This window comes from Acinetobacter sp. 24-47-39 (genome assembly GCF_056783825.1).
On the sequence record NZ_JBWYIP010000008.1, the window covers coordinates 21,315 to 45,033 of the forward strand.

Consider the following 23,719-nt stretch of genomic DNA (forward strand, 5'->3'; position numbering starts at 1 on the left):
ATCTTGAACTTTGAATACCTGTTAATACAGACAATACTCACTGAACAGCCATCTCTAATTTTTTCTTATTCATGGGCTAAGGCTTCAATTGGTTTTAAGTTTGCAGCACGTTTAGCGGGCATATAACCAAAGATCAAACCAACCAGCGTTGAAAATAGCAGTGCGATAATAGCAACTGACCATGAAAATACCATCTTATAATCTGAGCTAATCGCATTAAAAATAAAACTGGCGATCAAGGCGATCGCAACACCAATTACGCCACCAATTAAACATAAAACTGCAGATTCAATCAAAAACTGAGCCTGCACATCACTTTGGCGAGCACCAACTGCTATTCGTAAGCCAATTTCCTTAATTCGCTCGGTCACAGAAACGAGCATGATATTCATCACACCAACGCCACCTACGACCAATGAAATAAAGGCTACTGCAGAAATAAAGAAAGTCATCGTTCCTAAATATTTTTCAAAGGACTTCATAGACTCATCGCTGTTGTATATATCAAAATCCTCCACACCATGACGAGCAATCAATAGTTGCCTCACTTTCTTTTCGGCTTTCACTGGGTCCGTATTTTGATGTAGTACCGCAGTCAGCAGATTGACATTATCACTACTTGAAATTTGCGACATCAATACATTATAAGGCATCCAAATTTGTGAAGAACCTGAGCTATATTGAGGTTCAGCGATTCCAACAATTTCATAAGAACGCTTATTAAATAAGACTGTTTTACCTAAAGCTAATTTTTGCTGTCCAAATAATTTTTCAGCAGCTTGCTTATCAATCACTACGATTTGGGAGCGCTGTTCAACATCGCTCTGTGTAAAAAAGCGACCATGTTGAACTTTCATGTTTCTAATTTTTAAATAAAAACCATCTGCACCTGTTGCACTCACATCAATATTACGATTTTGATAAATCATGTTCCCGCTTAAACTGACATGTGGAGAAACATGGGTAATTTCTTTCATCTCATTGAGAGCATTTAAATCATCCATATTTAAACGGCTGGCAGATGCAGCTAAAGCTGTTCCCCCCGGATAAATCTCAAGTGTTGCTGTTTTCAATCCTCCCCAATCATTCAAAAACTTTTCTTTTGCGCCATTACCAATGGCAATGACAATGATGACTGAGCAAATGCCAATAATAATCCCTAGCATGGTCAAAAATGACCTTAAACGATTGGCGAAAATTGAGTGCAAAGACATTTTCATCGCTTCATAGACTTGGGAAACAAAGCTGAATTTCATGTCCGCATGAAAAACTTTTGATGGAGAAACTTGCCCTAAAGATTTACGCTGCGTATCCGAAAGAATGCGTCCATCTTTAATTTCAATGACACGATCTGCACGTTCTGCAATACTTTTATCATGAGTAACTAAAATAATCGTATGCCCTTGACGGTGTAGATCTTCCAAAATTTGCAAGACCATTTCACCACTTTCAGAATCCAAAGCGCCTGTGGGTTCATCGGCTAAAATAACCTCACCACCATTCATAAGCGCGCGGGCAATACTGACTCGTTGCTGCTGTCCACCCGACATTTCATTGGGTTTATTGTCACTCTTATCAGCTAAACCGAGCTGAGCTAAAAGTTGCAGTGCTCGATCTGCACGGTTTTCTGCATTCAAATTTGAATAAATCGCGGGCAAGGCGACATTCTCTAAAGCAGATAAAGCATTCAATAAATTATAGCGTTGGAACACAAACCCAAAACTTTTTAAACGTAACGATGAAAGCTCATCATTACTCAATAAGAAAATATCTTGTCCACGAAACAGAAACTGTCCTGAAGAGGCTTGATCCAAACATCCAAGTAAATTCATTAAAGTAGACTTACCTGAACCTGATTGCCCAATAATCGAAATAAACTCACCCTGTTCAATACTGAGACTGACATCTTTTAGGATGTGTTGTTGATTATTTTCTGGACCTACAAATTTATTTATTTTTTTTAGTTCAATCAAACTCATTGAGTATCGCCTGATGTATTCGCACTATCGTCAGGTGCCTCTGCCAAAATTTTTTCACCCAACTTTAAACCAGACTTAATTTCAATATCATTTGAGTCAGAAATTCCAGTCACGACTTTTCTTGGTTGAGGTTTTGTATCAGGTTGATAGAGGTAAACCATGGCATCTGATCCATATCCAATCACCGTTGTTTTCGGAATTTTCAGCACATTCTTTTTTTGATTTACAATAATGTCATTTTGGGTTGTCATACCGATACTGAGTTTACGCTCAGGGTTGTCCACCAACATTCTTGCATAGTAGAACACTGCTGCATTCGCATTTTCATTTTTATCGTCGTAAGTTCCTTTGGTCAGGGTCGTTAAAGCAGGATCAATACTTTGAATCACACCATCTAATTTCACATTGGGGTCTGCCAAGGTGCTAAATTTAACTGGCATGTTTTCTTTTAATTTAGTGTAGTCACCTTCTGCGACCTGCATTCGGATTTCCATCTTATTCAAGTTGGCGATCGTCGCGATCAAAGGTGTCGTTTGTGCAAAGTTAATGGTTTGACCAGCTTCAACAGGCATGGAAACCACGGTACCCGTCAATGGAGAGCGAATCTGTGTGTAGCCCAATTCAGTTTGTGCTGTATTCACATTAATCTGTAATTGTTTCAGCCGATATTCATTTGACTCAACATCTGCAATCGCTTGTTTAAGCTGATTATTCGCCTGTTCGAGCTCTTCACGAGAGCCTGCTTCAGCTTTGTATAAGGTTAATTTACGCTGATAGTTTTGTTTTAAAGTTTGTAAAGCGACACGTTTCGCTGCCAAGTCTGCCTTCGCAGCTTCAAGTTCGGCTTTACTGGTATTGAGCTTGTCCAACTGTGTTGTCGAGTCAATTTCAGCGATTAATTCGCCTTTTTTTACATCCTGTCCTAACTTGATATACAGCTTTTGAATTTGACCTGAGACTTGTGCACCCACGGAGACAATATCAGATGCATAAATTTCACCTGTGGCTTTAACAATCTGCGTTAGATCACCTTGAGTGACTTCAACGGTCTGCGGTTCTGGCTGCTTTTTTTGTGACTGAATATAGAAATAAACAGAAAGAGCTAAAGCAACCAATACCACTAAGACCAAAAAATACTTTAATTTTTTTGATTTTTTTTGCATGTGCATAATGACGAATAATCTTTATTGAGGAGATAACTTTTGATCAACATGTTTTATTCACTTTAATATGATCAAAATTTAAAAATTTTTAATGACACGATTCTAGTGAATTCTATTTTTTCACACTGTCGTACTTATTTATTTTTATGTATCGATAACAGCCAACCGCATCTATGTGTTGGCTGTCTATCAGAAAAGGGTTTTGGAAAATAATTAAGCGGCAAATGCTCGATTTAAAATTGAGGTCACATCTACTTGTTTAGGATCAAGCATTCCCACCACTTGACCATGAAATTTTTGATAACGCGTCGCAATAAAAGCATTGGCAATAAAATCTGGCGCATAACGTTTCAGCAATACTGCTTGAGAGAGCACAACCAAACGACTGACTAAGCTTCTCCCCATAAATTGTAAATCATCAGGTTCCTGATGAAATAATCTAAACAGTCCCTGCAACTCTTCATTAAGTATTTTGTCGTGACTTGCAGTAGATGCTAAATCTTTAAATAAATGCTCGATTGATTCAGGATCACGTGAAATAGCACGAAGCACATCGAGACACATGACATTACCTGACCCTTCCCAAATGGTGTTCACAGGTGCTTCTTTAAAGAGACGAGCCATGATGCCATGTTCAACGTAGCCATTGCCACCGAAGACTTCCATCATTTCACCAGTCATCTCTACTGCTCTTTTACAGACCCAAAATTTTGCTGCTGGTGTCATGATACGTTTCCATGCCAAACAAAGTTCGCTGTCATGTTCATAACAATGAGCCAAATGGAAACTCAACTGCACTGCCGCTTCAGTTTCTAAAGCAAGATCTGTGAGCACAGACCGCATTAATGGCTGCTCAATGAGTCTCTTACCAAATGCTTGACGTTGACGAGTATAGGCAATGCTTTGTACTAGGGCCTGACGCATAATGCCACTTGAACCTACCGCACACGTTAATCGGGTATAGTTCGCCATTTCAATAATCGTCGGAATGCCACGTCCAGCCTCCCCTATCATAATGCCCCAAGCTTCTTTAAATTCGACCTCAGAGCTGGAGTTGCTGCGATTTCCAACCTTCTCTTTGAGCCGTTGAATATGAATCGCATTTTTTGTTCCATCTTCCAACCAACGCGGCACAAAGAAACACGCCAATCCATCATGCTCAGTTTTAGCAACAACCAAATGTGCATCGCACATAGGTGCTGAAAAAAACCATTTATGCCCAGTTAGTAAATAGGCTTGTCCTCTTCCAGACTGCCCAACTGGAACAGCTGTCGTTTCATTAGCACGCACATCAGAACCACCCTGCTTTTCAGTCATGCCCATTCCAATCCAAATCGATTTTTTCTGAGCAATTGGTAAATCGCGTTCATCATATTCAGTGGATAAAAGTTTATCTCCTAGTTTTTTCCACAGCTCAGGTTCTTTTTGAATCAATGGAATGCTGCCCAAGGTCATTGAATTTGGACATAAGTTTCCACACTCCACTTGACCACTGAGGAAGAACTTTGCTGCCCAATCCACCCAACCAGATTCTTGAGTGAAATTTAGAAAAGGATGTGCATGAACCGCATATTTACGATTTAACGCCATCCATTTGTGCCATGAAGGATGAAATTCAACAAAATCTGCCCGCCTGCCTCGAGCATCAAAACTATGTAAAATAGGAGGATGTTTATTGGCAAGATCAGCATGGTGATAAAAGCTTTCACAACCTACGACTGCACCAAATTCACTTAAATGGACTGAGTTTCTACTGCCATAACGCTGTAAGATTTCTTGTAAGATTGGATCTGTTGTATATAGATTGTAATCTTGAAGCTCATCAAATTGATTATGTATTTGATGTGTCATCCATGCCGACATAAACGCACCCTCTTTGGAATTTTTATCTATAACTTGATTATTTATATTATCGAGTATAGCTTTTGAAAGTAGATTATCTAGTGCAAATGATGACTTGAATTGTCATTAAATTTTTATCAACGTCTTAATATGATCTCAGTATTATCTCTTACTATTGTTGCATCATCTTTCGATATTTTGCTGGTGGCATACCCTTACAGCGCTTGAATGCTCTAGAAAATACAGATACTTCAGCATAACCCAACCGTTCAGAAATTTGATCTATTGTAAGATCAGTACCCAGCAACAAATCATCTGCCAAATCCTCACGTAAATTTTTAACCAATTGGTGAAACGTAATCCCTTCATTGGCTAAATTGCGCTGAGTGGTACGAACATTGACAGCTAAAGCTTTGGATATATCTTCAATCGTCGGCATTTGTGATGCATTCTTTAATAAAAACTCGCGTATTTTTTTACTATAGTCCCCTAAGCTTTTTCGGCGTCGAAATACATGCTCACACTCTTTCTGGTAACGCATAAAAGTGAAGTCATCAGCTTGACGCAATGGGGTAAGCAACAATTCAGATTGAATAGTGATTCGACTTTGTGGTTTCTCATAGAAAATAGGATAACCAGTTAATTCTTCTATCTGATTTGCATAGCAAGGCTTGGCCATAGCTAAATCTATCTGAAATGGTAATTGAGCACCAAGAATGTCATTTTGAAGTGTGATGATGGTCGCAATATCTCTTTCTAAAATAAATAATTGCATATCAGCACTTAGGTCATGATGAAATAAATTTAAATGTGTAAATTCACCATCTTCTTGCAAAGCCACATCAGAAAAAATTGCACCTAATTTTAGATACCGTATCGCAATCAACAACGCTTCTCTGACATTGGCACTACTTAAAATTGCAAATCCCCAAGCCCCTAATGTGGTGGTGTGATGTCGAAGCCCAGCTTCGAGCGCAATGGGATGTTCATCAGAGATTAGATTCAGAATATTTCTGATGATCTGTAATTCATTTCGCTCTTGGATTTCAAAATTTTCTCGATAAAGATCCTGTTTCGTCAGTTGTGTATTTTCTAGGCATTGCTCAAAAGTAATACCGTAGCTTTCAGCAACATGACATAGTACCCGAGCTGTATTCGCTTCCCTTAAAAACTTCCATGAATTAAGCATCATTGTTCGCGTTTTTATTTGTCATCTAATGTCAAATTTAACTGTTTAATTATCATTCTACAAGTGAATTCAATCTCTTATATTCATAAAAAAAGAAAATGGAATTTTTATGAACATGTATGCCAATCTTGCTGAGGAACAGCAAAGCCTGGTCAATGAACTCACGGCGTTATATCAAAAAACCAAAGGCGAGATGAACGACCAAGATATTGATCATATTCAAAATGTTGCTGCATATTCAAAGGCTATAAAATTACGCAGTGAGCAACTTATTCGTGAATGTATATGTTTAGAATCTTGGGGACGGGGCATTATTCTGGGTTGTTTACACACCCTACTCGAATTTTCAGAGCTCGGTCATAACATCATGCACGGAAGTTATGATCACCTCCCCCAAGCAACCGAGTTTCATTCAGAACGCTGGGTATGGGACTTTGTGACTGATCCTCGTGAATGGCGCGTCATGCATCATCAAAATCATCATCCATTTACCAACATCGTTGGCAAAGATCATGATTTAGGGTATTCCTTTTTAAGAAGCTTGGTAGGTCAAAGCTGGTATGGGCATCACAGTGTTCAATTGCTGATTTACAGTGCGCTGATGATCACTCCATCCTACTATTTCACACTCTATACAGCCACATCAGCAGCACGTACAGAAGGTCGAAAGATCCTTTCCAAAGAAACCTTTACTCAATCACTTCGTCTCATAAAAGCTCATGCTCAAAAACAGTTTATTGAAGCACCAGTCGCTGCAAAATGGTCAAAAAAATTACCTGTTTTTATCGGAAATTATCTTACAACAACGATAGGCTATGGTTTTTTACTTCATATCCTCTTCTTAGAACATCACGCTGAAAATTTGGAGCTTTATTCAGATCCTGGACCTGATGAGACGCAAGAAGAATATTTCATACGACAGATTAAAAGTACCACCAATTTTATCCCATATGCACCGCTGGATCAGTTTCTCAAAAAAATCCTTGATGATGAGGTCCCGTATCCAAATCCACCTCCATTTGAAATCTTTTATGGCGGATTAGATACACATCTTGAGCATCATTTATTTCCAGATTTAGCATGTAATCGTCAAAGACAAATCAAAGCTGTAGTACGTAGTATTTGTGAAAAATATCATTTGCCTTATCACAATTCACCCATGGAAAAGCTGATTCCAGCGATACCGCTCAGCCTCATTAAAAGAACTCTACCTTTTGGTAATCAAGAAAAAAATAACCCTTTCAAATTACTGATTCGACCAAAAGAATTACTAAAACGTATCAAACGAGGAATTCAATATCAGCCCCCCTCAACCATGACATATTTACACAAGCCACAGTTCTATAATGCGTCGGCAAAAGTTATACAAGTCGAAATACAGCTTAATGGTCAAGTCAAAACACTCAAAATGAGCAAGCCTCAAGGTTGGGAACATTTAAGATGGCAGGCTGGCGCATTTATTTCATTAAGTTTTGAAATAAATGGGCAAACCTATATTCGTCAATACAGCTTATTGCATGAAAGCCAAAGTGCAGATGGCTATTTTGAAATAGCAGTGAAACGTACACCTGCGGGCATCGTTTCTCACTATATTCATGATCATGTTCCTGTAAATACGGAGGTGAAGATTGTAAGTCCACCACAATCTACACCTGATTTTGTTTTAGACACCCTCCCGCCGAAGTTAATCTTTATCGCAGCAGGAGTCGGTATTACGCCAATTTTAAGCATGTTAAGAAAATATCAGCGTATCGAAAGTAAAGCTGAAGCTCATTTGTTTTACTTTAACCATGATGAAAATTCTATTTTGTTTGAAAATGAGATTCGTCAAATCGCAAAGCATTCGAATTTGAATATTCACTTCATCTGCTCCAAAGTTCAGAACGAGTCGACATCTGATTTACGACAAGGACGTTTTAGTCTCGAAATTTTCCAACCTTATATTCGAGATTTTAAACGCCAACACGTATATGCCTGCGCCCCTCAAGCATTAATCGATTCTGCTCGCCAACAACTTATTCAAGCAGGCGTTAAAGCAGCAGCATTTCACACAGAAAATTTTAAACCTACTCCTTTCAATTTTGAGTCTGACGGTGTTACACGTCGAGTGATTTTCAAAAAGAGTAATACAAGTATCGACATTGAAGGGAATGTCACTTTACTTGAAGCCGCGCGTCAAGCTGGACTGAAACTGCCAAGCGGTTGTCAACAAGGTTTATGCAAAGCCTGTGTATGCACTAAATTGGAAGGTCAAACTCAGTTAGAAGTTGATTCATCCACTATTCAACATCGCATTACGCTATGCAACACTGTAGCTCGCTCGCCAATCATTGTGCTTGATGTTTAACAAAGATTATTATGTTAATCACCGTCATGAAGTAATCACGCATTGCTTCATGACAGCACGATTCAAACACTTAAACAACCAAACTTATGATTCTTATCCAAAAATTGCACAACCAAAACCTTACTGTAAATCATCGTTAAATCCTTTTAACCTGAACCAAATATTCTATTGGTGAATATTCAAATAAACCCTTAATTTATATGAGGGTAATTGGAATTTTATTTACAAATTAAACACTCCAATTGAACGCATCATGATTTATGATGAATTTGTAAACTCAATAAAACACACATTCTTGTCACAATGTTGCTTTAGAATGATCGAACAAAACGGTTCATGTCTCTGGTATTGGAAGCGCTAGATCTTATAAAAGTGAATGCTCAGCCAACCATCAAGAAAGACATATATTATAAATGGAGAATGAATATGAGCGATGACTCAAAAAAATGTCCTGTCACCCACTTAACAACTGATGCTGGTGCTCCTGTAGTAGACAACCAAAACAGTATGACAGCAGGTGCACGTGGTCCTTTACTTGCACAAGATTTATGGCTGAATGAAAAACTAGGTAACTTCGTTCGTGAAGTGATTCCTGAGCGTCGTATGCACGCGAAAGGTTCTGGGGCATTTGGTACCTTCACTGTTACCCATGATATTACGCAATATACTCGCGCTAAATTATTCTCTGAAATCGGTAAAAAAACCGATATTTTTGTGCGCTTCTCTACAGTTGCTGGCGAACGTGGTGCAGCAGATGCTGAACGTGATATCCGCGGTTTCGCAATGAAATTCTACACTGAAGAAGGTAACTGGGATTTAGTAGGTAATAACACTCCAGTTTTCTTCTTACGTGATGCGCGTAAGTTCCCTGACTTAAACAAAGCAGTAAAACGCGATCCTAAAACCAACAAACGTAGTGCAACCAACAACTGGGATTTCTGGACTTTACTTCCAGAAGCATTACATCAAGTGACGATTGTCATGTCAGACCGAGGTATCCCAGATGGTTACCGTCACATGCATGGTTTTGGTAGCCATACCTTCAGTTTCATTAATGCCAACAACGAACGCTTCTGGGTTAAATTCCATATGCGCACGCAACAAGGCATTAAGAATTTAACTGATGCAGAAGCTGAAGCGATTATTGCGAAAGATCGCGAAAGCTCTCAAACTGACTTATTTGATGCGATTGAACGTGGTGATTTCCCGAAATGGAAAATGTACGTCCAAATCATGCCTGAGCTAGATGCAGAGAAAGTTCCATATCACCCATTTGACTTAACCAAAGTATGGCCTAAAGGTGACTATCCTTTGATCGAAGTCGGTGAATTCGAACTTAATCGTAACCCTGAAAACTACTTCCAAGACGTAGAACAAGCTGCCTTTGCTCCAAGTAACTTAGTGCCAGGCATCAGCTTCTCACCTGACCGTATGCTTCAAGCACGTCTGTTCAACTATGCAGATGCTGCACGCTACCGTGTTGGTGTTAACCATTATCAAATTCCAGTGAATGCACCACGTTGCCCTGTTCACTCAAACCGTCGCGATGGTCAAGGTCGTACTGATGGTAACTATGGTGCTTTGCCACACTATGAACCAAATAGTTTCAGCCAATGGCAGGAACAGCCACAATATAAAGAGCCACCATTAAAAATTTCTGGTGCGGCAGATTTCTGGGATTACCGCGAAGATGACAATGACTATTTCAGTCAACCACGCGCATTATTCAATCTCATGAATGATCAGCAAAAACAGGCTTTATTTGACAATACAGCCGCAGCAATGGGCGATGCATTAGATTTCATTAAGTATCGTCATATTCGTAACTGCTATGCTTGTGACCCAGCATATGGCGAGGGTGTTGCAAAAGCATTAGGCATGACCGTAGCTGATGCACAGGCTGCACGTGCAACTGACCCAGCACAAGGAAATCCTGGCTTACTTTAATTAATATCTCCATAAAAAAACCGCTGTTATCAGCGGTTTTTTTTTATTCAAACAATTAGTTTTTTACCTTCCCGAATACAATAAAACGGACTGATAAATTTAGATGCATTTTTCATCGCTTGGTGCAGATCCAACTCAGGTTGATTCCGATCTTCATCTGTTAACTGAAAAGTACGATAGTGAATCGCTAGTGAACGTTTTGCGTGTAAATCTTTATGTGCTTGGAATGCATCAGCAGGATTCATATGTAGATATTGCATCAATACTCTTGGTTCATATGCACCGATTGGCAGTAAAGCAATCCTTGGTGCACCTAAGCGCTGGTGAATCTCTTTAAAATGTTGTGCATAGCCTGTATCACCAGCAAAGTAACAATGACCATGCTCAGATAAAATTGAAAAACCACCCCATAATGCAAGGTTTTGATCACGAAGCCCTCGACCAGAACCATGTTGGGCAGGCGTGTAGACAATTTTAAAATCTTTGAATAAGGCAGACTGCCACCAATCCATCTCAATCACATGAAATGCTTTCGGTAAATAGGCTGCATTTCCTAGACCTGTATAGATCGGCATAGCAAATTTTTGATGTAGCCAATTCAAACTCGCTAAATCCATATGATCATAGTGATTATGACTGAGTAATACTGCGTGAATCTGTGGTAAATCTTCAAGTGCAATCCCTGCAGGGATAACACGTTTCGGTCCACTCCCGTGCTTTGGGCTTACATAATCCGCCCATACAGGGTCGGTTAAGAAGTTATATGGACCAATTTGAATTAAAACCGTAGCATGACCAACAAACCATACTTGCCAATCTTCTAAATCTGCATGCGGACGAGCCTCAGGCTTAGCACGTTTGGTTTGAATAAAATCCTGTTGCTCTTTCGCGAAATCACCTTGCCAGGTAAAGCTTTTACGAGCCATCAACCATTTATATAAATTCCATTGGTTGAGCTGTGCAGGACGTGGTTCCTGATTAACGAATCTTTGCCCATTATGGTGATCCAGTGAAACCAATTTAAGTTTTGGTTTAAACCACACATGCCGAATACAATCTTCAGTCTTTAGTTGATAGTGCAGATTAGAATCCTGCGGCTTCCGTCCAACAACAAGTGTAGACTCTGGATTACTCGAAGTCGTCGTTGGAATATCAGTCAAATTAGACATAATAAATGTAAGCACCTTAAACCGAAGCGATTTTGAAATAGTTGATTATTCAGTTATATAAATAGATTATGTTCATCATCTATTCGCATTTTTAAATTATGTTTTTAAAAGATACACTGTTCGTGTTTCATTTAAGACAACATCAATCTCAATTCCCATGAAGTGGTTATAATTTCATCAATAAATTGTGAAATAGACCACTAATCATCCCTATATTATTCATCATATACAACTCAGACTTTCTTTTTGTTTATGATTTTGTTGTTTTTTTCTGATTTTTGATGTTTTTTTAATCACCCACAGAAATCTTAAATAGAGGAAGTTAAATTTTGTTTAGGATGTGACTTAACGCTGAACAACTGATCTCACAAAGCTTCAACATAGTTTTCTCTACATTATTATTTTTCATAGACTTAAAGCCGAAACAATTGGTTTCAACTTTAATAGATACAATCTTTTCTAAACCTATACAAATCAGTCACTCATTCGCGATGAGAGTTCGATCTTGAAATGTAGAATTTCTATCTAAATAAGAAATTAAATGCATGTGAATTTTAAAATACAAAAAAATGCTTCATTCACTAACTAAATACCAAAATACATCTACTTATTGATCAATTTCACTTATACTCATCTTTAGCAACATTAAGACATTTTTTAGATTATTCTCTGGAAGGCTATATGGAATTACGGCATTTGCGCTATTTTATTACAGTTGCAGAAGAGCTTAATTTTAGCAAAGCTGCACTTAAGCTCTACACAGCACAGCCTTCACTCAGCCAACAAATCAAAGATTTAGAAGAAGATGTTGGTGTGCGTTTACTAAATCGTACCAAACGAAAAGTTGAATTGACCGAAGAAGGCGCTGTGTTTCTGGAACAGGCGAGACTCACCATTGCTCAAGCAGAAAAAGCAATTAATATGGCGCGCCAAGTGTCTAAAGCAAAACAAAAAATGCTACGCATTGGTTTTGTGCCAGTTGCAGAAATGAAAATCTTTCCTTATGTATTACCTAACTTACGTGTTCAAAATCCCGAATTAAAAATTGAATTACAAAGCTTAAATAATATTGAGCAATTCAAAGGCATAAAGAAAGGTGAATTGGACATTACTTTTACTCGTCAACGTTTAGATTCTGAAGAGATCGAGAGTCGCTTTGTACTGCGTGAACCTTTAGTTTTTATTCTGCCTAAAGATCACCCTTTGGCAAAGTACGACCGTATTCCTGTAAAAGCGCTTGATGGCATTGATTTTGTGATCCCTTCAGATGAACAATCTAAAACCCTACATGACACCATTATAGGCTTTGCTGAACAAAATGGCGTTTCTTTTAAAATTGTTCAAAAAGCTGACAATATCTTGTTTAACATTAACTCTATTGGTATTGGCTTAGGGTGTACTATTCTTCCTGGCTATATTGTGCCACTTCTCTTGGAAAATAGTGTGACTCGTCCACTCGATGTAGAGCTACCTTCTCTGGATCTCTTTGTAAGTTATCGCAAGAATGCCACTGGTATTGCTGTGCAAAAATTTATGGAGTTACTTTCAAAAGTCTTTTATTTAGACTTTAATCAAAGTTCAACGTGAATAAAAAAACCCGCTGAATCGAGCGGGTTTTTTTATTCACTGTGTTTTAACACGCAACAGACTGTTTGATGAAATGTTTTAAAAATTGATGTAACTCATCAATGGAATCAACAACCGCAAGGGGATGATATTGCTGTAATACCTCAGGTAGATGAACGCCATACGTCACCCCTACACTCGGCATACGAATATTCAATGCCATTTCAAGATCGTATGAAGTGTCTCCTACCATTATCGCTTGATCTGCATTAAAACCAGTTTCGGCTAAAATTTCAGCCAACATCAACGGATCTGGTTTTGATTTTGTTTCACTGGCTGCACGTGTAGCTGAAAACAAACTCACACTCTGAGTTTGCCCCAGTACTCGATCTAGCCCCTTACGACTTTTTCCTGTCGCAACAGCCAAATGGATTCCTGATTCTTTGAGATCATGCAACATTTCTGCCACACCATCAAACCAACGATCATGTTTCGAGTGCTCAACATAATGCGCTGAATAAGACTGTAAAATTGCCTCGTGTAAATCAGGAACCTGAGGAAATAAAACCTGCGCAACTTCAGGTAATCCTAAGCCAATAATGCTTTTAGCATCCTCATCAGTTAAAGGTTGATTAAATTGTTTGGCGGCAAATTTTAAACTTTCAACAATTTGACCCACTGAATCAAATAAGGTGCCATCCCAATCAAAAATAATGAGTTTTACCGCTGATGTCATATTTTGTATCCTAATTTTGATCGGGTGGATGCCATTTAAATATCATATTGACATATTAAGATCTCATCGTTGCATGACCTCGTCATGACACAATGATTCAATCCTTACACAACCACTGAGACGCACTCAGTCTTGTTGAGACTGCACTACAGGTTTATCCGCTTTTTGTGCGCGAAGTTGTGCAATCAAGCTTTGCATATCCTCAGGCAATGGTGCTTCAATTACTGGATATCCAGGTATTTCTAAGCGCATTGCATGTAAACATAAACGGCGTGGTTTAGGTCCACGATATTCCGTCTCATGCCCGTACTTTTCATCACCCACCAAGGGATGACCAATACTGAGTCCATGTACACGAATTTGATGTGTACGACCAGAAAGCGGTGACGCATACACGAGTGATGCATGCATAAAGCGTTCTGCTACCTTCCATTGGGTTTTTGAAGGTTTTCCTTCTTTAGATACACGTACTCGACGTTCACCATTGGCTAACTCATAGCGATGTAATGGTGCATCGATTAATTGTGAGTCTAATGTGACTTGGCCTTTCACCACAGCAGCATAAGTTTTTTGAATCTTGTGTTCACGAAGCATATCTTGAAGTGTTTTTAACACGCTACGCTTTTTAGAAATCATCACCAAGCCTGAAGTATCTCGGTCAATACGGTGGATCAGTTCTAAATATTTTTTCCCTGTCGCTGCGCGTAAGCCTTCAATTAAACCATACGCCACACCACTTCCACCGTGCACCGCAATCCCAGAAGGTTTGTTCACCACTAAAAGACCTTCATCTTCATAAATCACACGGCTTAACAAGCCCTGCGCGACTTTGTCTGATACTGGAGCTTGAGATTCATCTTTTTGTTCATAACGAATCGGGGCAACACGGATTTGATCACCAATATTCAATTTGGTTTCCGCTTTCACACGCTTTTTGTTGACCCGCACCTGACCTTCACGAATTAAACGATAGATTCGACTTTTCGGTACTCCTTTAAGACGAGCGAATAGAAAATTGTCGATGCGTTGCCCCAATTGGTGCTCATCCACTTCAAACCAAGTGACGCTTTGCCATTCTTGCGTAGAATTCATACAGTTACGTTGACCTAAAAAAATACTAAATTCGATTAAAAACTGATCATTTAGACTACCCAATTGACTAGAAATGTCTGTGTAGCCCATAGGCAGATGATCTAAGGTTTGCTATAGTCAGCGCACGGATACCGCCGTAAGTGAACATTTGTTTAGAGATTTCAAAATTTTGAAATTCAAACTAAATTTTTGTTTAGCATAAACTCGGAATGGTCCCAAAAGAATATGCCAACGCCGAAGGCTTATTATATCGGCAAAAAGACAAACTGTTGCGTTTAATTGTGCTTCTGCACATAAATCAGTTTGTTTAAAAAAATATGTCGCCAACAATTATGTTGGTTTTTAAACGTTAACTGATACACATCAGAATGGTCGCAACCTGATTTCTCATTCAGGCTATAACGTTAGATGCATTGGATCTGCACAATTTGTAAAGATACGACGATAATTCCGTATCAAGACACTCTATCAAAAAATTGAAGAGATGATCTTCGAGCAATGTGACAGTGAAAGTAACGAACATCCAATGCACCGTTAGTCCGCCAGTGAATGTTCAGGCTTCTTTAATCAGTGACAGGATTAAAGCCGTATTGCCATCATCAATACGTGAATCAAAATACCGAAGCCCATCAATAAAGGCCGGTAATACACTTAGATCAAACTGATTATGGTGATCTAGGAATTGATCCATGCGGGTTGATGTTCGCTACGTAAATCGCGATGTTTTGCTTGTGTATCACTATTAGGTGTTACACCCATGAAACGTATGTTGATCAATGCAACACATGCCGAAGAAGTTCGCGTTGCACTCATCACTGGTCACCGTCTTTACGATTTCGATTTAGAAAATCGTACTCGTGAACAAAAGAAAGCCAATATCTACAAAGGTCACGTGACTCGCGTTGAGCCATCTCTTGAAGCTGTTTTTGTAGAATATGGTGCAGGCCGTCAAGGCTTCCTTTCAATGCGTGAAATCGCAAACTCATATTACAAAGCTGACCCTCGTCAAACTTCAAACATTCGTGAGTTAATCACTGAAGGTACTGAGCTTTTAGTTCAAGTTGAAAAAGAGGAACGTGGCAACAAAGGCGCTGCACTCTCAACTTTTATTTCCCTTGCTGGTCGTTACTTGGTCTTAATGCCAAACAACCCGAAAGGTGGTGGTATTAGTCGTCAAATTTCTGGTTCAGTTCGTGAAGAATTGAAAGAAATGTTGGCGTCTTTAAATGTACCTCGTGGTATGAGCGTGATTGTACGTACTGCAGGGATTGGTCGCTCACAAGAAGAGCTTCAACTTGATCTTCAGCACCTTCTCGATCTTTGGGCACGCATCCAAAGTACAGCAAATTCTGGCCCTTCTCCAATGTTGGTTCATCAGGAAGCTGGTGTAGTTACTCGTGCAATTCGCGACTATTTACGTGATGATGTTGCAGAAATTTTAATTGATTCTGAACAAGCTTATAACGAAGCCTATAACTTTGTTAAAGCCGTGATGCCGAACCAATTAGACAAGTTAAAAACATATACTTTGAATGAGCCTTTATTTGCTCATTTTGGTATCGAAAGTCAAATTCAAACTGCTTACGAGCGTGAAGTTAAACTTCCTTCTGGTGGTTCAATTGTCATTGACCAAACAGAAGCATTGGTTTCGATCGATATTAACTCTGCAAAATCTACTCGTGGTCACGATGTAGAGGAAACTGCGCTTAGTACTAACTTAGAAGCAGCAGAAGAGATCGCTCGCCAACTTCGCTTACGTGATATTGGTGGTCTGGTCGTGATTGACTTCATTGATATGACCAAAGAACGTAATCAACGTATGGTTGAAGCGAAACTGCGTGAATCAACTCAAAGTGATCGTGCACGTATCCAGTTCGGTCAATTGTCTCGTTTCGGCTTAATGGAAATGAGTCGCCAACGTTTACGCCCTTCTTTAGAAGAAGCGACTGGCTATGTATGTCCACGTTGTCATGGCACAGGTATGGTTCGTGACTTGCGTTCTCTTTCACTTTCGATCATGCGTAAAGTTGAAGAAATTGCACTTCGTGAGCGTCAAGGTGAAGTTCAAGTAGAAGTTCCTGTTGAAATTGCAGCATTCCTTCTCAATGAAAAACGTCATAGCCTCGTGTATTTGGAGCAAACTTCAAATGTACGTGTGACTGTACTCCCTCACCCGCATTTAGAAACGCCACATTACGAAATCTCGTATAATCCTGAAGGCTTTGCACCAACCAGCTATGAACGTACTGAAGCGACTCGTTCAAGTGAAAAAGAGTTGGGTTATGAGTCTTCAGAATGGCACTTAGAAGAAGAGCATGTAGCTCCACATACGCATGCCCCTGTAACGCAGGAAAAAGGCAATAAGCGTCATAAAAATAACCAAAATGCTACACAACCTGCGGTAGCGCAAAAAACTGCGCCAGCAGTAGCTGCTCCAGCAACTAGCCCATGCGCATGGTTAGAAAATCTGTTTGTTCAAAAACAAGCAAGTACGATTGATCAATCGCGTACGGCTAACTCTGCAGCGGCTGCAATTGAACAAATGGTGAACGGTGGTGCCGTAAGTCGTGGTCAATTCGGTCAAATTGCACCTGTAACACCTGTGGCAATTGAAGCATCTGCACCAGTTGAAACAAATGCGTATATTTCACATACGCCTGTTGCGAAAAATGATACACGCGACCAAGAACGTCAAGCTGAAAAAGACGAGCGTCCACAACGTCATAACAAGAAAAATCGCAATAAGCAACGTGACACACGCGAAGTTAACGCAGATCAACATGTGATTGAAGAAGTTGTACAGGCACCTCGCCATGAACAACGTCAAGATAATCGTCATGAGTCACGCAATGAAAACCGTCATGAGCAACGCCAAGAACAGCGTGATCAGAAACGTCATCAAAAGCGCCCTCAACAAAACGAGACAGCTTTCGAAGCACAAACTGAACAAGCTGTGCCACGTCGTGACCGTAATGCACAACGTCCACAACGTCCAAATCGTCAACGCGATCAAAGTGTATTAAATCAAGAGCAATCTTCAGCACCTGTTGCTCAAGAAGCTCAAGTTAAAGTTGATTTAATTGATGTACCTCGTAATGAGGAGCTTAAAACAGCGTTAGTGGTTAATGTTGATCAAGCACAAAGTGAGATTGTTGCTTTAACGCCTGAAGTAGCAGCACCTGTAGCAACTGCTCCAGCACCTGTTGTGACAGATGCTGAAGTGTCAGCACCTCAAGTGGAAATTACGGTTGATGAACCTGTCATTGAAGCTGAGGTTAAACCTCAACAAGCACCACAACGTGCAAGTAACGACCCACGTCAACGTCGTCGTAACAAGCATCAACATGACCAGAAAGCAAAATCAGATGCGCCGAAGCTTCGCCCTTCACAAGTGCCAGCTTTAGCACAACATACGGTTTTAAGTTTAATTCAACATGTGTATGGTGCGGATTGCTCTGTATTGATTGAGCAGTTTGGATTAATTCCAACCTTCAATCGCGCATTGCAAAAGTTCACTGAACAGTATGCAGCGAGTTTAAATACTCAATCTGCTGAACCTGTTACTGAGAAAAAACCAGTAACACGTGATGTCGCTGTTCAACAAGCTCCAGCTGAAAAAGAGCCTGCACCTGTGTTAGACTTAACACCTCCAAAACCAGTGTCAGATAAGCGTGTTGCAAATGATCCACGTGAGCGTCGTCGTCTTGCAAAACTTGCAGCTGAGCAAGCAAAACAAGCGCGCCTTGAAGAAGTTGCAGCACAAGAAGCCGTGAAAGTTGAAGCACCTGTTGCGGATGCTCCACAAGCAGCTGATGCAACATCTGAAGTTGCACATCAAGAAACAGCAACACAGACAGCTGAAGTGACTCAATCTGAAGTGAAGACTGAAGAAAAAGTTCAAACTTCTTCAGAACAGCAACCTGAAGAAAAATCTTCAGAATCAAATGAAGTAGTGCCTACAGAAGCAGAAACTGCGAAAGTTGAAGTGGCGGAAGTTGCCGTAAATGCTGAAGATAAATCTGCACAAGTTGAAGCAGATAAGGATGATGCAGAACAGCAGGAAGAAGAAAAACCTGTTCGTCCGCGTCGCCCTCGTGGTCGCCCACCAAAAAAAGTAACACCATCAGCTGAGTAATTTGCTTAAACTACATTAGCTTTTGACAAACCTAGTCATTACGGTGGCTAGGTTTTTTTGTTATGGTCTTTAAAGTTTTGACTGAAAAATCCTGTTCAGAATTGATCAATTTTTCAAAATGGATAAGATATTCAGTGACAAAACCAAGTAAAAAACTTGCGAAAAATTAAAGACTAAACGGAATATCACAAAAAATAGGACCAGTATGAGCCAGACTTATCAAAACGATCTCATTGGAATCAAAGACGTAGCAGCACGACTCCCACATTTGGTCACGAAGTTGCCAAATATTCTTGTCGGGCTCAAACAGGCTTATTTACGTACTCCTAAAACGCCAGCAGGTCTTGCCCTCGCTTTTGAGCGTGCAGCGCAAAAAAATCCTCAAGGTATTGCGCTGTTATGTGAAGATCAGAAATATACCTACCAACAACTAAATGATTGGGCAAACCAAATTGCGCACTACTACATCGCTAAAGGTGCAAAAAAAGGTGATGTGATTGCGGTCATTGTTGAAAACCGTAGTGAACTTATTGCCACCGTCATTGGTCTTGCAAAAATTGGGGTTGTTTCAGCGCTCGTCAATACGTCTCAAACAGGTAAGGTACTTACCCATAGTATTAATTTGGTTAAACCAATCAGCGTAATTGTCGGTGAAGAATGCCGTGAAGCTGTAGATGAAGTACGCGAACAACTGACTGTAGCAAAAGATAAGCTCTATTGGTTTGCTGATCAAAATACACGCCAAAATGCTGGTCAAGCACCTGAAGGCTATCATAATCTTGCACAAGAAATTTTATCTGAATCTAAAGATAATCTAGCTGAAACACATAAGGTGACTGGTGCTGACGGCTTATTCTACATCTATACGTCTGGCACAACAGGTTTACCAAAAGCCGTAGTCTTTACCAATAGTCGTTGGATGTTAGCGTATGGCACATATGGTCATGTCCTCAATCTAAATAAAGATGACGTTATGTATGTCACTTTACCGCTTTATCATGCTACAGGCATGGTAGTGTGCTGGTGTGGTGTAATTGCTGGTAGTTCGACACTAGCGATTCGTCGTAAGTTCTCAACCTCTTCTTTTTGGAAAGATGTTCAAAAATTTAATGCATCAGCAATTGGTTATGTTGGTGAGCTATGTCGCTATCTTCTAGATGCACCTGAATCACATCAAGATCGCAATCATCGCGTCACCAAGATGATTGGTAACGGCATGCGTCCAAATATTTGGGATAAATTTAAAAATCGCTTTGGTATTGAAGAAGTACTCGAACTTTATGCTTCAAGTGAAGGCAATGTCGGCTTTTCCAATATTTTAAACTTCGACAACACCGTAGGTTTCTCTCCTATTCCTTATGCCATCATCCAATATGACAAGGAAAAAGAAGCTCCTATTCGCGATGCAAAAGGTCATTGTATTAAAGTCAAAAAAGGTGAAACAGGCTTATTGATTGGTAAAATTACCAATCGCTCGCCATTTGATGGTTATACCGATCCAGAAAAGAATAAATCCTCGATCATGCATGATGTTTTTAGCAAAGGAGATTCTTATTTCATCACGGGTGACCTCGTGCGAGATATCGGGTGCCGCCATGCTCAATTTGTTGACCGTCTCGGTGATACCTTCCGCTGGAAAGGTGAGAATGTCTCTACAACTGAAGTTGAAAATATTTGTAGTGATTATGAAAAGATCACAGAAGCAGTGGTATACGGCGTTGAGATTCCAAATACTAACGGTCGTGCAGGTATGGCAGCCATCACTTTAGCAGAAGGTGCTGAACTAAATGAGCAAGATTTATCCGATATGGCTCAGTTCTTTAAGAAGTCTTTGCCAAGCTATGCAGTTCCAGTGTTCTTACGTGTACAGAAAACACTCGAAACCACAGGAACATTTAAATATCAAAAGAGTAAGTTGAAGGAAGAAGCTTATTTTCCAGACAAAACTTCAGATCGTATTTTGGTTTTATTACCAAATGAAGATGCATATTGCGATTTAAATGAAGATATTTTGAAAAATATTGAACAGTATAAATATCGTTTTTAAGCTAAAATCGATTGTTTTTTGGCTAGAAAACACGAAATTGTGTCATTTCTAGCCAAACGTAACAAAGTTTTATATTTTTTACTTGCGCTACTCAAATAACTTGCTAAAATACGCAACATCAAAACGAGATGGGTCGTTAGCTCAGTTGGTAGAGCAGCGGACTTTTAATCCGTTGGTCCCGCGTTCGAGTCGCGGACGACCCACCACTTATTTTGAAACCCCTATGGGTCGTTAGCTCAGTTGGTAGAGCAGCGGACTTTTAATCCGTTGGTCCCGCGTTCGAGTCGCGGACGACCCACCAGATTCTTAAAAAAGCCTTTCATCTTGAAAGGCTTTTTTATTGTCTGCAATATAATACAAGCTACCCTCATAGAGTATCAATTCTTATATCTTCAAAGCTTTTGACGTTGCAAAGTATATGCACGTGACGGAAGCGGATTGTCTTTAAAGAAAGTTTGGTTCACTTGCGTTGCATTGGCAATTTTATCAAGATCCATGACCATATTACCCTGCTCATCCAAATCGTAAAAAAATTGAACCCCACTCTCTCTCAAAATAATGATTTGATGGTGATGCGGATCATACAACCAACGATCTTGGCGATATTGACGTTGCGTTGTAAATTCAACCTTACCACGATGCATAAAAATACGATGAGCTGTGCCATCAGCCAATAAATTGATAATAAACTCAGCTTCACCCTTATCACAACGAGCAAAGCCATCATCACATTGCATGGTGGTTTGGTAACGACCTACAAATTTCTGCCATTCTTTAGCAACAGACTGCGGTGTTGTATCCGCTTTCTCTTGAACTGGAGGCCGTGCCTTACCTGCAACATTCGTTAATGAGTTAGATGACTCAGGCGTATGCGACTCCTGAATTTGGTTGATGTGTTCAATGTGTGGCGATTCATTCTGGCTACATGCCGCAAGTGCAATATTCATGATGGCGATAATGCTGAACATTGAGATTGAATGAACTTTAAAATTTAAATTCATCATTTTATATCTTGAGCCATTTCATAAATTGCGATGTATAAAAATATTATCCTTATAAAATAGGGATATACAAGTATTAGCCTGATCTGTCTAATTATTAAGAACCTATACCACATCTAGGTTTTATCTTTTTCATTACATAAAATTACGATATTTTTTGAATAACATCCTTTAAAACGAAAAATTATTCTCCATATAAAAAGTATAGACAAACGTCAAAGAGAAATTGCGAAGTCTATTTCATGACTATTTTAGGTTCTAAAGGAGAACTCAATGGCCAATGTTGGTTTATATCGCTCAAACCGCTCTAACATGATTGCTGGTGTGATGGGCGGTATTGCTGAACGTTTTGGTTGGAATGCGAATTTATTACGAATTATTTTTGTTCTAGTGTCAGTGATGAGCGCTGCATTTCCAGGAATTTTAGTGTACTTAGTGCTTTGGTTAGTGATGCCAAAAAATAAAGTTCAGCACGAACATTCAAATACTTATGATCGTCCAATGCGCACTGTACATCAGGACAGATCACCGCTTTAACTTGAGTTTACCCTCAATCACCCACACAACCTCGGGTGAGTTTTTCAACACGATAATTTCCCCCAATTATCGTGTTTTTTTTATTCTCATTTTGCATCTTTCTCAAAATAGCGCTAACTTGAACAAAACAATAAATATGGACAATCAATGGCACAGTCGGAATGGATGGTATTGTGGCTATGCGCACTGGCCGCATTATTACATGGCCTGAGCGGTTTCGGCTTTCCCATGATGAGTACCGCCGTACTCTCTACTCAACTCCCGCTCAGCCTCGCTGTCACTTTGGTCATTCTTCCCTGTCTCATTTTAAATTTAATTCTGCTAACTGCTCACCCTCACTATTCAATATGGCAGAGCATTCAACACTACAGCATAAGATTTTCCCCCCTTATTCTAAGTAGCTTAGTTGGCAGTCTGCTTGGGGTAAAACTTTTATTGTGGCTCAATGAAGGTTATTTAAAGCTTTTACTTGGCATGGTGATGGTGCTGTATGTGATTGATCAATTACGACAACATTCATTCGCCGTTAGCCCGTCAGTGCTCAATATGCTGATATTCGGTCTGTTAGCAGGCATTATCGGTGGTGCTACCAATGCAATGGCACCATTTCTAATGATGTATTTACTCAGCTGTCAGTTAAGTAAAACCGATATTGTGATCGTGAGTAATTTAAGCTTTATCGCCAGCAAATTGATACAACTCCTTCTACTTTACCCAATTTTGGTCAATATTGATGAACATCAACAACTTCTAGTCATGTTGATCTGTGTTTTTGCAATATTTGGGGTATGGATCGGAGGACGGATCAGGCAACACATCTCTCAACAGTTTTTTAAAAATACAGTATTGATCTTATTACTGTTGCTCGGCATTCAAGCACTATGGCAAAGCTATAATTTATTAGAACAATCGATTTCATTGTTTAAATAGTATATTTTGAAAAATGATAAGGATATTCATTCTTCAGAA

At 39.5% G+C, this 23,719-nt stretch carries 16 protein-coding genes and 2 tRNA genes; 9 read left to right on the forward strand and 9 right to left on the reverse strand.

All coding sequences use genetic code 11. The features are described 5' to 3' along the window. Positions 1-65: 65 nt before the first annotated feature. The 4 genes from AC1M9C_RS08505 to AC1M9C_RS08520 all read right to left on the reverse strand — a co-directional run bounded on the left by AC1M9C_RS08505 (position 66) and on the right by AC1M9C_RS08520 (position 6,173). Positions 66-1,979, reverse strand: coding sequence for an ABC transporter permease (locus AC1M9C_RS08505; protein ID WP_481953526.1), 1,914 nt, complete (start codon positions 1,977-1,979; stop codon positions 66-68). Beyond that, positions 1,976-3,142 carry an efflux RND transporter periplasmic adaptor subunit gene (locus AC1M9C_RS08510; protein WP_481594846.1) on the reverse strand — a complete coding sequence of 389 codons (1,167 nt, stop codon included), beginning with the start codon at positions 3,140-3,142 and terminating at the stop codon, positions 1,976-1,978. Before AC1M9C_RS08510 ends, AC1M9C_RS08505 begins: the two co-directional genes overlap by 4 nt. Before the next feature lie 213 nt (positions 3,143-3,355). Further along, positions 3,356-5,005 (reverse strand): acyl-CoA dehydrogenase family protein, encoded by a 1,650-nt coding sequence (locus tag AC1M9C_RS08515; protein WP_481953527.1) that lies wholly within the window; start codon positions 5,003-5,005, stop codon positions 3,356-3,358. A gap of 151 nt (positions 5,006-5,156) precedes the next feature. Continuing rightward, positions 5,157-6,173 (reverse strand): AraC family transcriptional regulator, encoded by a 1,017-nt coding sequence (locus AC1M9C_RS08520; protein ID WP_481953528.1) that lies wholly within the window; start codon positions 6,171-6,173, stop codon positions 5,157-5,159. 109 nt (positions 6,174-6,282) lie between these two features. Here AC1M9C_RS08520 and AC1M9C_RS08525 point away from each other — a divergent pair, with 109 nt between their 5' ends. Both AC1M9C_RS08525 and AC1M9C_RS08530 read left to right on the forward strand, forming a co-directional pair. Next, positions 6,283-8,520, forward strand: a complete 2,238-nt coding sequence (locus AC1M9C_RS08525; protein ID WP_481953529.1) for a fatty acid desaturase — start codon at positions 6,283-6,285, stop codon at positions 8,518-8,520. Between the two features lie 426 nt (positions 8,521-8,946). After that, positions 8,947-10,467, forward strand: coding sequence for a catalase (locus tag AC1M9C_RS08530; RefSeq protein WP_035264193.1), 1,521 nt, complete (start codon positions 8,947-8,949; stop codon positions 10,465-10,467). A 47-nt stretch (positions 10,468-10,514) separates the two neighbouring features. Here the strand turns inward: AC1M9C_RS08530 and AC1M9C_RS08535 are convergent, their stop codons facing one another. Beyond that, positions 10,515-11,636 carry an MBL fold metallo-hydrolase gene (locus tag AC1M9C_RS08535; RefSeq protein WP_092766704.1) on the reverse strand — a complete coding sequence of 374 codons (1,122 nt, stop codon included), beginning with the start codon at positions 11,634-11,636 and terminating at the stop codon, positions 10,515-10,517. Positions 11,637-12,317: 681 nt separating this feature from the next. Between AC1M9C_RS08535 and hcaR the strand changes: the two genes are divergently transcribed. Continuing rightward, on the forward strand, positions 12,318-13,223 hold the full coding sequence (gene hcaR, locus AC1M9C_RS08540) for a DNA-binding transcriptional regulator HcaR (protein WP_481953530.1): 906 nt from the start codon (positions 12,318-12,320) through the stop codon (positions 13,221-13,223). Between the two features lie 46 nt (positions 13,224-13,269). Here hcaR and AC1M9C_RS08545 read toward each other — a convergent pair whose 3' ends face one another. The 3 genes from AC1M9C_RS08545 to AC1M9C_RS08555 form a co-directional block, all read right to left on the reverse strand. Next, positions 13,270-13,938: an HAD family hydrolase gene (locus tag AC1M9C_RS08545; protein WP_481953531.1), complete on the reverse strand. Its 669-nt coding sequence runs from the start codon at positions 13,936-13,938 to the stop codon at positions 13,270-13,272. Between the two features lie 126 nt (positions 13,939-14,064). Beyond that, positions 14,065-15,030: an RluA family pseudouridine synthase gene (locus tag AC1M9C_RS08550; RefSeq protein ID WP_481953574.1), complete on the reverse strand. Its 966-nt coding sequence runs from the start codon at positions 15,028-15,030 to the stop codon at positions 14,065-14,067. A gap of 553 nt (positions 15,031-15,583) precedes the next feature. Continuing rightward, complete coding sequence (locus tag AC1M9C_RS08555) at positions 15,584-15,721, reverse strand: hypothetical protein (protein ID WP_179998737.1); 138 nt, start codon at positions 15,719-15,721, stop codon at positions 15,584-15,586. A gap of 66 nt (positions 15,722-15,787) precedes the next feature. On the opposite strand from AC1M9C_RS08555, the gene AC1M9C_RS08560 reads away from it, so the two are divergent. The 4 genes from AC1M9C_RS08560 (at position 15,788) to AC1M9C_RS08575 (ending at position 21,513) form a co-directional block, all read left to right on the forward strand. After that, a complete protein-coding gene (locus AC1M9C_RS08560) occupies positions 15,788-19,165 on the forward strand; it encodes an Rne/Rng family ribonuclease (protein ID WP_481587411.1) in 3,378 nt (1,125 codons plus the stop codon). 205 nt (positions 19,166-19,370) lie between these two features. Further along, positions 19,371-21,212: a long-chain-acyl-CoA synthetase gene (locus AC1M9C_RS08565; RefSeq protein WP_481587340.1), complete on the forward strand. Its 1,842-nt coding sequence runs from the start codon at positions 19,371-19,373 to the stop codon at positions 21,210-21,212. A 130-nt stretch (positions 21,213-21,342) separates the two neighbouring features. Next, positions 21,343-21,418, forward strand: a tRNA-Lys gene (locus AC1M9C_RS08570). Between the two features lie 19 nt (positions 21,419-21,437). Next, positions 21,438-21,513 (forward strand) — tRNA-Lys (locus AC1M9C_RS08575). Positions 21,514-21,604: 91 nt separating this feature from the next. Here AC1M9C_RS08575 and AC1M9C_RS08580 read toward each other — a convergent pair. Further along, the gene (locus AC1M9C_RS08580; protein ID WP_051586498.1) at positions 21,605-22,216 is read right to left on the reverse strand and encodes a hypothetical protein; all 612 of its coding nucleotides are present in this window, start codon (positions 22,214-22,216) and stop codon (positions 21,605-21,607) included. 270 nt (positions 22,217-22,486) lie between these two features. Here AC1M9C_RS08580 and AC1M9C_RS08585 point away from each other — a divergent pair, with 270 nt between their 5' ends. Further along, positions 22,487-22,750, forward strand: a complete 264-nt coding sequence (locus AC1M9C_RS08585; protein WP_179998741.1) for a PspC domain-containing protein — start codon at positions 22,487-22,489, stop codon at positions 22,748-22,750. A 147-nt stretch (positions 22,751-22,897) separates the two neighbouring features. Continuing rightward, a complete protein-coding gene (locus tag AC1M9C_RS08590; protein WP_481587341.1) occupies positions 22,898-23,680 on the forward strand; it encodes a sulfite exporter TauE/SafE family protein in 783 nt (260 codons plus the stop codon). The last annotated feature ends 39 nt before the right edge of the window (positions 23,681-23,719 follow it).

What these genes read in the sequence shown, in the direction of transcription:
- AC1M9C_RS08505 (WP_481953526.1), bottom strand. Translation starts at nt 1,979, where the DNA reads ATGAGTTTGATTGAACTAAAAAAAATAAATAAATTTGTAGGTCCAGAA.
- AC1M9C_RS08510 (WP_481594846.1), bottom strand. Translation starts at nt 3,142, where the DNA reads ATGCAAAAAAAATCAAAAAAATTAAAGTATTTTTTGGTCTTAGTGGTA.
- AC1M9C_RS08515 (WP_481953527.1), bottom strand. Translation starts at nt 5,005, where the DNA reads ATGTCGGCATGGATGACACATCAAATACATAATCAATTTGATGAGCTT.
- AC1M9C_RS08520 (WP_481953528.1), bottom strand. Translation starts at nt 6,173, where the DNA reads ATGCTTAATTCATGGAAGTTTTTAAGGGAAGCGAATACAGCTCGGGTA.
- AC1M9C_RS08525 (WP_481953529.1), top strand. Translation starts at nt 6,283, where the DNA reads ATGAACATGTATGCCAATCTTGCTGAGGAACAGCAAAGCCTGGTCAAT.
- AC1M9C_RS08530 (WP_035264193.1), top strand. Translation starts at nt 8,947, where the DNA reads ATGAGCGATGACTCAAAAAAATGTCCTGTCACCCACTTAACAACTGAT.
- AC1M9C_RS08535 (WP_092766704.1), bottom strand. Translation starts at nt 11,636, where the DNA reads ATGTCTAATTTGACTGATATTCCAACGACGACTTCGAGTAATCCAGAG.
- hcaR (WP_481953530.1), top strand. Translation starts at nt 12,318, where the DNA reads ATGGAATTACGGCATTTGCGCTATTTTATTACAGTTGCAGAAGAGCTT.
- AC1M9C_RS08545 (WP_481953531.1), bottom strand. Translation starts at nt 13,938, where the DNA reads ATGACATCAGCGGTAAAACTCATTATTTTTGATTGGGATGGCACCTTA.
- AC1M9C_RS08550 (WP_481953574.1), bottom strand. Translation starts at nt 15,030, where the DNA reads ATGAATTCTACGCAAGAATGGCAAAGCGTCACTTGGTTTGAAGTGGAT.
- AC1M9C_RS08555 (WP_179998737.1), bottom strand. Translation starts at nt 15,721, where the DNA reads ATGGATCAATTCCTAGATCACCATAATCAGTTTGATCTAAGTGTATTA.
- AC1M9C_RS08560 (WP_481587411.1), top strand. Translation starts at nt 15,788, where the DNA reads ATGAAACGTATGTTGATCAATGCAACACATGCCGAAGAAGTTCGCGTT.
- AC1M9C_RS08565 (WP_481587340.1), top strand. Translation starts at nt 19,371, where the DNA reads ATGAGCCAGACTTATCAAAACGATCTCATTGGAATCAAAGACGTAGCA.
- AC1M9C_RS08580 (WP_051586498.1), bottom strand. Translation starts at nt 22,216, where the DNA reads ATGATGAATTTAAATTTTAAAGTTCATTCAATCTCAATGTTCAGCATT.
- AC1M9C_RS08585 (WP_179998741.1), top strand. Translation starts at nt 22,487, where the DNA reads ATGGCCAATGTTGGTTTATATCGCTCAAACCGCTCTAACATGATTGCT.
- AC1M9C_RS08590 (WP_481587341.1), top strand. Translation starts at nt 22,898, where the DNA reads ATGGCACAGTCGGAATGGATGGTATTGTGGCTATGCGCACTGGCCGCA.